This window comes from Alphaproteobacteria bacterium (genome assembly GCA_041396705.1).
Taxonomy (GTDB): Bacteria; Pseudomonadota; Alphaproteobacteria; order CALKHQ01; family CALKHQ01; genus CALKHQ01.
On record JAWKYB010000014.1, the window covers coordinates 108,403 to 119,702 of the forward strand.

The 11,300-nt window shown below is 71.5% G+C and carries 11 protein-coding genes; 5 read left to right on the forward strand and 6 right to left on the reverse strand.

Annotated elements, in window-relative coordinates; all coding sequences use genetic code 11:
- Positions 1-30: 30 nt before the first annotated feature.
- Both R3F55_19405 and R3F55_19410 read right to left on the reverse strand, forming a co-directional pair.
- The gene (locus tag R3F55_19405; protein MEZ5669561.1) at positions 31-225 is read right to left on the reverse strand and encodes a Flp family type IVb pilin; all 195 of its coding nucleotides are present in this window, start codon (positions 223-225) and stop codon (positions 31-33) included.
- A gap of 328 nt (positions 226-553) precedes the next feature.
- On the reverse strand, positions 554-745 hold the full coding sequence (locus R3F55_19410; GenBank protein MEZ5669562.1) for a Flp family type IVb pilin: 192 nt from the start codon (positions 743-745) through the stop codon (positions 554-556).
- Positions 746-1,058: 313 nt separating this feature from the next.
- Between R3F55_19410 and R3F55_19415 the strand changes: the two genes are divergently transcribed.
- From R3F55_19415 to R3F55_19430, 4 genes are all read left to right on the forward strand, one after another.
- Positions 1,059-3,032, forward strand: coding sequence for an adenylate/guanylate cyclase domain-containing protein (locus R3F55_19415; GenBank protein ID MEZ5669563.1), 1,974 nt, complete (start codon positions 1,059-1,061; stop codon positions 3,030-3,032).
- The gene (locus R3F55_19420) at positions 3,029-3,787 is read left to right on the forward strand and encodes a hypothetical protein (protein MEZ5669564.1); all 759 of its coding nucleotides are present in this window, start codon (positions 3,029-3,031) and stop codon (positions 3,785-3,787) included. The genes R3F55_19415 and R3F55_19420 overlap by 4 nt, the downstream gene beginning before the upstream one ends.
- Before the next feature lie 19 nt (positions 3,788-3,806).
- Positions 3,807-4,523 carry an HAD family hydrolase gene (locus R3F55_19425; GenBank protein MEZ5669565.1) on the forward strand — a complete coding sequence of 239 codons (717 nt, stop codon included), beginning with the start codon at positions 3,807-3,809 and terminating at the stop codon, positions 4,521-4,523.
- Between the two features lie 181 nt (positions 4,524-4,704).
- Positions 4,705-5,013, forward strand: coding sequence for a hypothetical protein (locus tag R3F55_19430; GenBank protein MEZ5669566.1), 309 nt, complete (start codon positions 4,705-4,707; stop codon positions 5,011-5,013).
- Between the two features lie 54 nt (positions 5,014-5,067).
- On the opposite strand, the gene R3F55_19435 is transcribed toward R3F55_19430, so the two are convergent.
- Complete coding sequence (locus tag R3F55_19435; protein ID MEZ5669567.1) at positions 5,068-5,562, reverse strand: GFA family protein; 495 nt, start codon at positions 5,560-5,562, stop codon at positions 5,068-5,070.
- A gap of 15 nt (positions 5,563-5,577) precedes the next feature.
- Positions 5,578-5,796 (reverse strand): hypothetical protein, encoded by a 219-nt coding sequence (locus R3F55_19440; protein MEZ5669568.1) that lies wholly within the window; start codon positions 5,794-5,796, stop codon positions 5,578-5,580.
- Positions 5,797-5,939: 143 nt separating this feature from the next.
- Here R3F55_19440 and R3F55_19445 point away from each other — a divergent pair, with 143 nt between their 5' ends.
- The gene (locus R3F55_19445) at positions 5,940-7,355 is read left to right on the forward strand and encodes a M20/M25/M40 family metallo-hydrolase (GenBank protein ID MEZ5669569.1); all 1,416 of its coding nucleotides are present in this window, start codon (positions 5,940-5,942) and stop codon (positions 7,353-7,355) included.
- Between the two features lie 176 nt (positions 7,356-7,531).
- On the opposite strand, the gene R3F55_19450 is transcribed toward R3F55_19445, so the two are convergent.
- Positions 7,532-8,518, reverse strand: a complete 987-nt coding sequence (locus R3F55_19450; protein ID MEZ5669570.1) for an alpha/beta hydrolase-fold protein — start codon at positions 8,516-8,518, stop codon at positions 7,532-7,534.
- 88 nt (positions 8,519-8,606) lie between these two features.
- Positions 8,607-11,276, reverse strand: coding sequence for an alanine--tRNA ligase (gene alaS / locus R3F55_19455; protein MEZ5669571.1), 2,670 nt, complete (start codon positions 11,274-11,276; stop codon positions 8,607-8,609).
- Positions 11,277-11,300 lie beyond the last annotated feature (24 nt).

An 11,300-nucleotide genomic window follows, 5' to 3' on the forward strand; every position in this document is an offset into this window, starting at 1 on the left:
TGGCCGGGCGCCCCCGCCATCCGGTCGGGTCTACTCGCCGCCGGCAGGCAGGGCGCCGTCGACCGAGTCCGACACGGTGGTGAACAGGCTGTCCAGGCTGTCGCCCATCGCGCTCAGCGCGGTGATGGCGGCGACCGAGACCAGGGCGGCGATCAGGCCATACTCGATGGCGGTGGCGCCGTCCTCGTTGGAAAGGAAACGCTTGAAGCTGGCGAAGGCGGTCATGGTTTCAACTCCTGCCTGGTGTTGCGCCGGCCTTTGCGGCCGGTCCGGGTGAGTGAGGGTCCGTACCTCGAACCCGCCCCAAAGACATCGCAAATCCCGCCGACATTTGCAAGAGAAACCGCGCAAACAACGCTCAGTTATTGTTCGAAATCGAGCCAATTACTTCAAACATTTGTCCCGACTTCCCATCAAACTCTTCGCAATTCCAATCCTTCCCCCAACAGACCGCAACGAAAACGGCCCGCGGTGGGAACCGCGGGCCGCCGGATTGCCGGGCATGGGCGTTGTCTGACGAACCGTGCCGCAGTGCCGCCGTGGAAGGCGGCGCCTACTCGCCGCCGGGCAGGGCCCCGTCGACCGCGGTCGAGACGGTGGTGAACAGGCTTTCCAGGCTGCCGCCCATGGCGGTCAGCGCCGTGATCGCCGCCACCGAGACCAGGGCGGCGATCAGGCCGTATTCGATGGCGGTCGCGCCATCGTCGCGAACGAGGAACGCGCGCAAGCGGGCGAAGCGGATCATTGCAGGACCTCCTACCTGGATCGGGGCGGCCGTCGCCGGGATCGACGGCCGTGAAGACTTGGCGCCGGCTTCGGTCCGGCTGCGGAAAGACTGCCGAATTTCTCTCAACAACACAACGATTGTCCGCCAAATTTGCAAATAAACCATTTCGAATTCGTGGTTAATTTGAGATGAATTCTTGGCGCTGTCGGGCGGCCCGGCCGGATGCGGCTGAGAGGCTGGCCATGGCCCGGCACCGGTGACATCCTGCCGTGTCGGAGTCGTGGGCCGTCCTCGCGATCCGCTACCGCCAGGGGATTCGGCTGCGCCGCCCATGTCGAGACGCGTCGTCACCATCGCACTCACGGTCCTGGTCGCCTTCGCCATCGGCCTGTTCGCGCCGCGGCTCGGCCCGATCGCGTCGGTGGAGAACGATCTCGCCGACATGCGCATCGCGGTGTTGAACCCGGTGGCGCCGCCGCGCGACGACATCGTCGTCGTCGCGATCTCCGAATCGACCTTCGCCCACCTGCAGCGGCGCACCCCGGTCGACCGCGCGTTCCTGGCCGACCTGATCGGCGCGCTGGAGACGGCCGGCGCCCGCGCCATCGGCATCGACATCTTCTTCGGCGAGACCACCACGCCCGAGGCCGACGCCAGGCTGCTCGCCGCGCTCAACGCGGTCCGGGTTCCCACCGTGATCGCCTGGGCCGACAGCAAGAGCGCGCCCGGCGCGATCGCCCCCTGGCAGGACGCGCTGTGGCAGCAGTTCCGCGCGCGGATCGACAACCCGGCGGTCAGCACCGGCCTCGGCCTGCTGCTGCGCGACCCGCGCGACCAGGTGGTGCGCGAGGTGTTCCGCGGCCGCGCCGGTGCCGCCGGCGGCATCGACCGCGGCTTCCCTGTCGCCCTCGCCGCCGCCGCCGGCTTCGCGCAGCCCGACGCGCTCGACCCGGTGGCGCTCGACTATTACGGCCGCCCCCGCGCCGCCCAGCCCGTGTTCCTGGAGGTGCCGGCCGAAAGCGTGAACGCCGCGGTGCCGGTGCTGTGGGACCGCGTGCGGCCGCTGATCGAGGGGCGCATCGCACTGATCGGGCTGGACATCGCCGGGTTCGACCGGCACCCGACGCCGTTCTCGCTGCTGCCGGAACAGCGCGACGGCACTGCCGGCGTGCTGTTGCACGCCCATGCGCTGGCCCAGCTGATCGACGCCCGCAGCGCGCCGGGCCAGCCGGACTGGCTGCCCTTCGTCGTCGCGGCGGTGGCCGCGGTCGGCGGTGCCCTCGCCGGCCGGCTGACCTCGCAGATGTGGCTGAAGGCACTGCTGCTGCTGCTCGGCCCGGTCGCCATCGCCGGCACCGGCCTTGCCCTGTTCGCCGGCGCCAAGCTGATGATCCACATTCTTGCCCCAAGCATCGGCTATGTGGTCGCGTTCATCGCCACAGAGCTTGGTATGGAAGCGTATCACCGCCGCGAAATCCGCCTGCTGGGCGGCGCCTTCGCCCGCTATGTCAGCCCGGCCGTCATCGCCCAGTTGCGCCGCGACCCCGGCCGGCTCGGCCTCGGCGGCGAGGAGCGGGTGATCACCGTGCTGCTGACCGACCTGACCGGTTCGGTCGCGCTGGGCGAAAGCATGCCGGCCGAACGGTTCGTCGCCGTGCTCAACGGCTATCTCGACGGCGTGTCGCGCATCGTGCTGGCCCATGACGGCACCATCGACAAATTCATCGGCGACGCGGTGATGGCGCTGTTCGGCGCCCCGCTGGACCAGCCCGACCATGCCGCGCGTGCGGTGCGCTGTGCGGTGGAGATCGACGCCTTCGCCAAGCGCTATGCCGCCGAGCAGCGCGCCGCCGGCATCGGCTTCGGCGAGACGCGGATCGGCGTGCATACCGACGCCGCCGTCATCGGCAATTTCGGCGGCGAGAGCCGGTTCGACTACACCGCCATCGGCCGGGTCACCAACCTGTGCGCGCGGCTGGAGGCGGCCAACAAGCAGCTCGGCACCACCGTTCTGGTCAGCCAGCAGACGGTCGACCGCTGCCGCGACCTGGCGTTCCGGCCGATCGGCCGGATCGTGCTGCGCGGCGTGACCGAGCCGATCACGGTATTTTCACCGGCAGGATTCGCTGGCGAGGCGGAAAGTGCCGCCTATATGGAGGCCTACCGGCTGCTGGAAACGGACCCGGAAGCGGCAGCGCCTGCCTTCGCGGCGCTGGCCGCAGACAATCCGGACGACCCGTTGGTGCGGCTGCATTCCCGGCGCCTGCAGGCGGGCATCAAAGGTGTGACGCTGGAACAGCCATGACCCATCAGACCCATCGAGTGCTGCGGCGGCTGGCTGCGGCCGGCGCCATCGTCCTGTTCGCCGCCGGCGGCGTCTCCGCCGACGAGGGCGCATCCTATGTGGTGCTGGCCTCGACCGTGCCGGCCTTCCGGGTCGGCGAGCTGATCGACGACGCCATGCGGCTGGAGATCCCGCAGGGCGGCGCGCTGACGCTGATCGACGCGGTGGGCAAGATAAAGGTGATCGAGGGGCCGTTCCTCGGCCGTCTGCGCAGCGACGCCGACGACGACGCCGAGCCGTCGTTCCTGATCGACCTGGCCAACATCATCGCGGAGGCCGACACCGCCGACGTTGCGCTCGGCATGGGCCGCACCGCCGACACCGCGCTTGGGGTCAGCCCCTGGCTGATCGCCTTCGACGCCAGCCTGGCCGGCGACCTGTGCGTGTCGCCCGAGGGCCAGCTCTTGTTCGCCCGCACCGAGTCGGACCTGCCGGACGTGACCGCGGTGCGCTTCGCGGTCGTTGACGGCAGCGCCGCGGTCGACGTGGCCTGGCACCCCGACGATACGCTGCTGCGCTGGCCGAGCGAGCTGCCGGCGGTGGACGGCCAGGCCTATGTGCTGGACTACGGTGCGGCGCCGCGCCCGCCGGAGGTGACCATGCACCTGACCCCGGCCGACCTGCAGTCCGATTCGCACATCGCGGTCTGGCTGGCGCGGAACGGCTGCACCGGCCAGGCCGAGGCGATGGCGCGTCGGCTGGCGCTGGGCGGCTGAAGCGGAGGCCCGGATCCAATTGCGCGTCCGCACCCGCACCCGGCTGACCGCGATCGGCTTCGACGCCGACGACACGCTCTGGCAGAACGAGCAGTTCTACAAGCTGACCGAGAGCCGGTTCACCGCGCTGCTGGCCGACCACGCCGACCCCGACCACCTGTCGGAGCGGCTGCTGGCGGCCGAGCGGCGCAACCTTGCCCACTACGGCTTCGGCATCAAGGGCTTCACCCTGTCGATGATCGAGACCGCGATCGAGGTCACCGACGGCCGGGTGCCGGCCGCGGTGATCGGCCGGCTGCTCGAGGCCGGACGCGAGCTGCTGGCCCATCCGATCGAGGTGCTGCCGCACGCGCGCAGCGCGCTGGAGGCGCTGGTCGGCCGCTACCGCATCGTGCTGATCACCAAGGGCGACCTGTTCGACCAGGAACGCAAGCTGGCCCAGTCGGGTCTGGGCGAGCTGTTCGATGCGGTCGAGATCGTCAGCGACAAGACCGCGGACACCTACCGCCGCATCTTCGGCCAGCAGGGCACCGGCGCGGCGCAGGCGATGATGGTCGGCAACTCGCTGAAATCCGACATCCTGCCGGCGATCGACGCCGGCAGCTGGGCGGTCTATGTGCCGCACGACCTGACCTGGGCGCTGGAACACGCCGAGGCGCCGACCGACGCGCCCCGCTTCCGCCAGGCCGGCGACCTGGGCGAGCTGCCGGGCCTGGTCGCCGACCTGGTCGGGTGAACCGATGGCGCCGCCGCGACGACTGAGGCAGGGACACGACCATAATTCCGTCGCAGTTGCATGGTCTAAGGCACGTCAACGCAACGCTGCCGCACCCCGGCGGCAGAACGATACGATCAAGCGGTTTTACCCGGACGCCGCCCGGCGGGCAGCGACCGATCCACGCTCGGAGACCTGAACGATGAAGATCCTCGCCCTCGCCGGCCTCGCCCTTTCGCTCACCATCGGCTCCGCCGGCATCGCGCTCGCCGACGATGCCGTCGCCCCGTCGGTCGCGCTGGACGGCGCCCACACCGAGGCCGCCGCGCGTCAGCGCACGGCCGAGGACAGCGCCACCCGCAGCCTGCTGGCCGCCCCTGCCGGCGGCGCGGCCGCGGTGACCTGCGATACCGCCTGGACCGACTGCCAGGGCCAGCACGAGACGGCGGCGAAGTCCGCCGACGCCGCCACCGACAACGAGGCGGTCAGCGGCAGCAGCGCGCAGCAGTAACGCCGCCGCCCGCCCGGCGCGCCGTCACCGGCGCGCCGCATCCCGCCCGCGCGCCTACGGCACCCACAGGCCGCGAGCCTTGTGCCAGTCGGCGATCGATTCCTCCGGATAGCCGTCGAACTGCCGGTCGTTCGGCCCGAGCTGGGGCACCACCCAGTCGGGCTTGAACGCCAGCATGATGTGCACGCTTTCCGGCGGCACCGGCAGCGGCGTTTCCACCGCCGACGCGAACGGGTGGATCAGCTCCGGCCAGGTCGGGTCGTAGAGCCATAGCGCGCTGGCGCAGTGGCGGCAGAAGTTGCGCTGGCCGCTGCTGGTGCGGCAGCGGCCGTCGGCGTCGGCGATTTCCGCCCGGTAGACCGACAGCGCCTCGCGCCCGCTGACCGACAGGCTGGCGCTGAGCGCGCCCAGGTTGATCGCATAGCCGCCGCCGCCGGCCGTGCGCCGGCAGATGCCGCAATAGCAGCGCATGAACGGCTGCGGCGTGTGGCTGTCCATGGCGAAGCGGACGGCGCCGCAGTCGCAGCGGCCCTCGAGCCGGATCGGCATCGCGGTCGGACCGGCTCAGTCGTGCAGCACGGAGCAGGCCTGCGCGATCAGGCTGGCCGCGGTGTCGGAGCCGACCTGGTCCAGATTCTCCAGCAGGCACTCCGCCTGTTCGGCCGACATGCCGCTCTGCGCCCCGGCCGGCGCATTGCCGACCGCCCAGAACATCAGTCCGATCGCCACCGCGATCGCCAGCGCACTGACCGTCATCACGTTGCGCCGATTCTCGCCGGACATCGCATCCCCCTTCCCGTCGCGCCGCCCCCGCGGCCGCAGCGGTCAAGCCTGACCGGCCATGCCCGCGCGGTCAAGCCGCGGCTGGACAACGGCCGCGCCCCGCGCCACCGTGGCAGCGACGATTCCGCCGACGGAGCGCCCCGATGTCCGCCACCGATCCCGCTGTCGCCGATGCCGTGGCCGCTCATGCCCGCGGCCGCATGGCCGACACCGTCGCCCGGCTGGCCGGCTACCTGCGCATCCCGGCGATCTCCTGCGACCCCGACCGCCATGGCGACGTGCGCCGGCTGGCCGCGCGCATCCGCGACGACCTGGCCGCGCTCGGCCTCGCCGATGCCCGGGTGCTGGAGCTCGAGGGCGCGCTGCCCTGCGTCGCCGCCCGCTACGACGGCGCCGGGCCGGACAGGCCCTGCGTGCTGATCTACGGCCATCTCGACCTGCAGCCGGTGAAGGGCGAGCCCTGGCGCACGCCGCCGCACGAGGCGACCGAGATCGACGGCCGGCTCTACGCCCGCGGCTCCGGCGACGACATGGGCGGCTGGGTCGGTCACCTCGCCGCGATCGAGGCCTGGCTCGCCGTCGCCGGCCGGCTGCCCTGCAACGTCAAGCTGCTGATCGAGGGCGAGGAGGAGATCGGCTCGCCCAACCTGGAGCGGTTCATGGACGCATATCCGGAGGCGTTCGCCGCCGACGTGATGGTGCTGACCGACTGCGAGAACCCGTCGGTCGACCTGCCCGGGCTGACCGTGTCGCTGCGCGGGCTGCTCGAGCTCGACGTCACCTGCGACGCGATCGAGGCCGACGTCCATTCCGGCCTGTGGGGCAACATCGCCCCCGACCCGGCGACCTGCCTGATCCGGGCGCTCGCCCGCATCGTCGACGACGACGGGCGTCTGTGCGTCGGCCGGGTCGAGGTGCCGGCGGCCTGGCGCGAGGCCGCCAGCGCGGTGCCGCTGGACGCCGATACGGTGCGCAAGGGCGCCCGGCCGGTGGCGGGCGTCGCACCGCTGCCGGAACGCGGCCGCACCCTGGCCGAATGGGCCTGGCGCCAGCCGGCGGTGACCGTTCTGTCGACCACCTTTCCCGCACCGGGCAGCGAGAAGAACGCGATCCGCGCCAGCGCCGCGGTACGGCTGTCGCTGCGCGTCGCGCCGGGCCAGAGCCGGGCCGAACTGAAGGCCGCGGTGACCGCCGCGCTGACCGCCGACCCGCCCGGCGGCACCCGCATCGGCGTGAGCGAGCGCGCGGCCGGCGCCGATTCCTGGCTGTACGAGCCCGCCGGCCCCGCCTTCCCCGCCGCCGACCGCGCCTATGCCAAGGCCTGGGGCCACCGGCTGGTGCCGGTCGGCATCGGCGGCTCGATCCCGTTCGTCGCCCTGTTCGGCCGCCGCTACGGCCACCTGCCGCTGATCCTCAACGGCGTGCTCGACCCCGAGAGCGCGATCCACGGCCCGAATGAATCCATGCACCTCGGCCTGTTCGAGAAGGCGGTCGCCGCCAACGTGCACCTGCTGGCGGAGCTGGGGGCGCTGGAGCGCGGGAGCCTCGGCGCCGGTTGACCGGCACCCGGCGGCTTTGCAGCCGCCGACGTTCGTGTTATGTTTCACGTGAAACGTCGTGCGCGGTTGCCGACAGCGCGCGGGGCCGCTCGGGCGTCCTTGTCCGGGTTCGGCCTCGCTGGCGGCCGTGCCGGCAGGGACCCGACCGACCGGGCGGGGTCGGGTCGGGTCGGCCGCTACGGCCTCGGATAGCCCTGCCAGAGCCAGGCCAGGGTCTCCGGCAACGTTTGCTCCATCACCGCCCAGTCGACATGGTCGGCGCCCCGGGCAAAGACGTAGCGGTAGCGATAGCCCTGGGCGGCGAGCGCCGCCGCCATCGCCGCGTTGGCCTCCACCCAGTTGCGCCGCCGCTCGCCTTCGTCGTTCATGTCGAAGTCGTACTCGCTCGCCGCCAGCGCGACGTGCAGCGGTTTCGCCGGGCTCTCGCCGATCAGCCGGGCATGGTAAGTCCAGGCCCCGTCCGGATATGCCGCATTGGACTGCAGCGCGACGAACGAGCCGGAATAGGTCAGGATGCGGCGAAAGCCGTCGGGCCGGAACCAGCCCATGGTGAAGGCCGCCGCGCCGCCGGAGCTGCCGCCCATCGCCGCCCGGCCCTCCGGATCGTCGGTCAGGGTCGCGCCGGTCTCGCGTTCCACCCGCGGCAGCAACTCGGTCTCGACGAAGGTGACGTAAGCCTCGGACACGCTGTCATACTCGAAGCTGCGCTGGCCCTCGGTCGCGCCGCCATTGGGTCCGGGCTCGACGAAGATCGCCACCAGCGCCGGCAGCGTCCCGGCCGCGATCATGTTGTCGAGCACCGGCACCATCGTGCCCTGGTAGAACGAGACGCCGTCCTGGACCACCATGAACGGGGCGGCGGACCCGGGCTGGTACTGGGCCGGGACATAGACCGCGACGGCGCGCAGGAACGTCTCGCCGGTCAGGACGTCGACCGGGAAGATCGCGCTGTCCGCCGAATCCATGGCGAACTCATAGATCGTGCCTTGCGGGACCTCATAGTCCGGCACGACCTGCGGTGCCGGGGCGTAGGGCGGCGCAATGACGAAGTCGCCGTCGCCGTCGGCCGCCTCGGCGGCCGGACCGGCACCGAGACCGGCCAGCAGCAGTGCAGACGCAGCGGTCCGGATCGCCCGTGGCGACGCGGGTCTCATGTAGCCCATGCTCGACATCGCGCAACAGCCTCCCACGCTCCGCGCCGTTTGACGGGCCTGCGCGGTCGCCCGCGGCAAGCGGGCCGCACCTGTCCGGCTAGGCCGCCGTGCCGAGCTCGGCCTCGATCGCGGCGAGGGCGGCGTTGAGGTCGGCTTCGGCGGAACCGCCGGCCTGGGCCATGTCGGGGCGGCCGCCGCCGCCCTTGCCGCCGATGGCGGCCGAGCCGGCACGGACCAGGTCGACCGCGCTGAGCCGGCCGGTGAGATCGTCGGTGACGGCGACCACCAGCGAGGCCTTGCCCTCGGCGCTGGCGACGATGGCGACGACGCCGGAGCCGATCTGCTTCTTCAGCGCGTCGGCCATGCCCTTCAGCTCCTTCGCCGGCACGTCGGCCAGCGCGCGGCCGGCGAAGGCGATGCCGCCGACATCCTTGGTGGCGCCGTCGGTCGCGCCGGAGCCGCCGCCGACATTGCCGAGCGCGATCTGCTGGCGCGCCTGGGCCAGCTCGCGCTCAAGCTTGCGGCGTTCCTCGACCAGCACGGCGATGCGCGCCGGCACCTCTGCCGGCGGTGCCTTCAGGCTGGCCGCCGCCTCCAGCAGCAGGCGTTCCTCGCGGGTGAGATAGTCGCGCGCCGCCTCGCCGGTCAGCGCCTCGATGCGGCGCACGCCGGCGGCGAGCGCGCCTTCCGAGACGATCTTGAACAGGGCGATGTCGCCGGTGTGGCGCACGTGGGTGCCGCCGCACAGCTCGGTGGAGTAATAGGCCTTCTGACCGGACGGGTCGTCGCCCATCGAGATCACCCGCACCTCGTCGCCGTATTTCTCGCCGAACAGCGCCAGCGCACCGGCCTTGATCGCCTCGTCCGGCGTCATCAGCCGGGTGCGGGCCTCGCCGTTGGCGCGGATGCGGGCGTTGACCTCGGCCTCGACGTCGGCGATCTCGTCGGCCGCGATCGGCTTCGGATGGCTGATGTCGAAGCGCAGCCGGTCGGCGGCGACCAGGCTGCCCTTCTGGGTGACATGCGCGCCGAGCCGGCGGCGCAGCGCCTCGTGCAGCAGGTGGGTGGCGGAATGGTTGGCGCGCAGCCGGTCGCGATGGCCGGCGTCGACCTCCAGCGCCACGGGGTCGCCGACCGACAGCGCGCCGCCCGCCACGGTGCCGACGTGCACGTGCAGGTCGCCGGCCTTCTTCAGCGTGGTCTCCACCGCCAGCGTGGCGCCGTCGGGCGTGACCAGGGTGCCGACATCGCCCATCTGGCCGCCGGACTCGGCATAGAACGGGGTCTGGTTGACCACCACCTGGGCGGTGCTGCCCGGCTCGGCCCGGTCGACCCGCTTGCCGTCGACGACGACGGCGCGGACCACGCCCTCGGCCTGCACCGTGTCGTAGCCGAGAAACTCGGTGGCGCCCTCGGCCTGGCGGATCTCGAACCAGACGCCCTCGGTCGCCGCCTCGCCGGAGCCGGCCCACGACTTGCGGGCCAGCGCGCGCTGCTGCTCCATCGCCGCGTCGAACCCGGACTGGTCGACGGTGCGGCCCTGGCCGCGCAGGATGTCCTGGGTCAGGTCGAGCGGGAAGCCGAAGGTGTCGTATAGCTTGAACGCGACCGCGCCCGGCAGCGGCTGGCCGGCGCCGAGCCGGGCGGTCTCCTCTTCCAGCAGGCCGAGGCCGCGGCCCAGCGTCTGCTTGAACCGCTCCTCCTCCAGCTTGAAGGTTTCGACGATCAGAGGCTCGGCGCGGACCAGCTCGGGATAGGCCTGCCCCATCGCCCGGCTCAGCGCCGGCACCAGCCGGTGCATCAGCGGCTCGGCACAACCCAGCATGTGGGCGTGACGCATGGCCCGGCGCATGATCCGGCGCAGGACGTAGCCGCGGCCGTCGTTGGACGGCAGCACGCCGTCGGCAATCAGGAAGGCGCCGGCGCGCAGGTGGTCGGCGATCACCCGGTGACTGATCCGCCCCGGTCCGTCGGGGTCGGTGCGGGAGGCATCGGCCGACGCCTCGATCAGCCCGCGCATCAGGTCGATGTCGTAGTTGTCGTGCTTGCCCTGCAGCACCGCGGCGATGCGCTCCAGCCCCATGCCGGTATCGATCGACGGGCGCGGCAGGGCGACCCGTTCGTCCGGCGTGACCTGCTCGAACTGCATGAACACCAGGTTCCAGATCTCGATGAAGCGGTCGCCGTCCTGGTCGGCGCTGCCCGGCGGACCGCCCGGGATGCCGGGGCCGTGGTCGAAGAAGATCTCTGAGCACGGGCCGCAAGGGCCGGTGTCGCCCATCGCCCAGAAGTTGTCGGACGTGGCGATGCGGATGATGCGGTCCTCGGGCAGCCCGGCGATCTTGCGCCACAGATCGTAGGCCTCGTCGTCCTCGGCATAGACCGTGGTCAGCAGCCGGTCGGCCGGCAGGCCGTATTCCTTGGTGACCAGGTTCCAGGCGTGCTCGATCGCCACGTCCTTGAAATAGTCGCCGAAGGAGAAATTGCCGAGCATCTCGAAGAAGGTGTGGTGGCGCGCGGTGTAGCCGACATTCTCCAGGTCGTTGTGCTTGCCGCCGGCGCGCACGCACTTCTGCGCGGTGGTGGCGCGCACATAGTCGCGCTTCTCCGCGCCGGTGAAGACGTTCTTGAACTGGACCATGCCGGCGTTGACGAACATCAGCGTCGGGTCGTTGCGCGGCACCAACGGCGACGACGGCACGATCTCGTGCCCGTGCCGGCCGAAATAGTCGAGGAAGGTAGTGCGGATGTCGCTGGTCGTCGGCATGTGGCTCTTCGCGCTGCTCTGGGC

Bases quoted from the DNA above. Each gene is read 5' to 3' on its own strand.
- R3F55_19405 (MEZ5669561.1), bottom strand. From the start codon at position 225: ATGACCGCCTTCGCCAGCTTCAAGCGTTTCCTTTCCAACGAGGACGGC.
- R3F55_19440 (MEZ5669568.1), bottom strand. From the start codon at position 5,796: ATGTCCGGCGAGAATCGGCGCAACGTGATGACGGTCAGTGCGCTGGCG.
- R3F55_19445 (MEZ5669569.1), top strand. From the start codon at position 5,940: ATGTCCGCCACCGATCCCGCTGTCGCCGATGCCGTGGCCGCTCATGCC.
- R3F55_19420 (MEZ5669564.1), top strand. From the start codon at position 3,029: ATGACCCATCAGACCCATCGAGTGCTGCGGCGGCTGGCTGCGGCCGGC.
- alaS (MEZ5669571.1), bottom strand. From the start codon at position 11,276: ATGCCGACGACCAGCGACATCCGCACTACCTTCCTCGACTATTTCGGC.
- R3F55_19450 (MEZ5669570.1), bottom strand. From the start codon at position 8,518: ATGGGCTACATGAGACCCGCGTCGCCACGGGCGATCCGGACCGCTGCG.
- R3F55_19435 (MEZ5669567.1), bottom strand. From the start codon at position 5,562: ATGCCGATCCGGCTCGAGGGCCGCTGCGACTGCGGCGCCGTCCGCTTC.
- R3F55_19410 (MEZ5669562.1), bottom strand. From the start codon at position 745: ATGATCCGCTTCGCCCGCTTGCGCGCGTTCCTCGTTCGCGACGATGGC.
- R3F55_19430 (MEZ5669566.1), top strand. From the start codon at position 4,705: ATGAAGATCCTCGCCCTCGCCGGCCTCGCCCTTTCGCTCACCATCGGC.
- R3F55_19415 (MEZ5669563.1), top strand. From the start codon at position 1,059: ATGTCGAGACGCGTCGTCACCATCGCACTCACGGTCCTGGTCGCCTTC.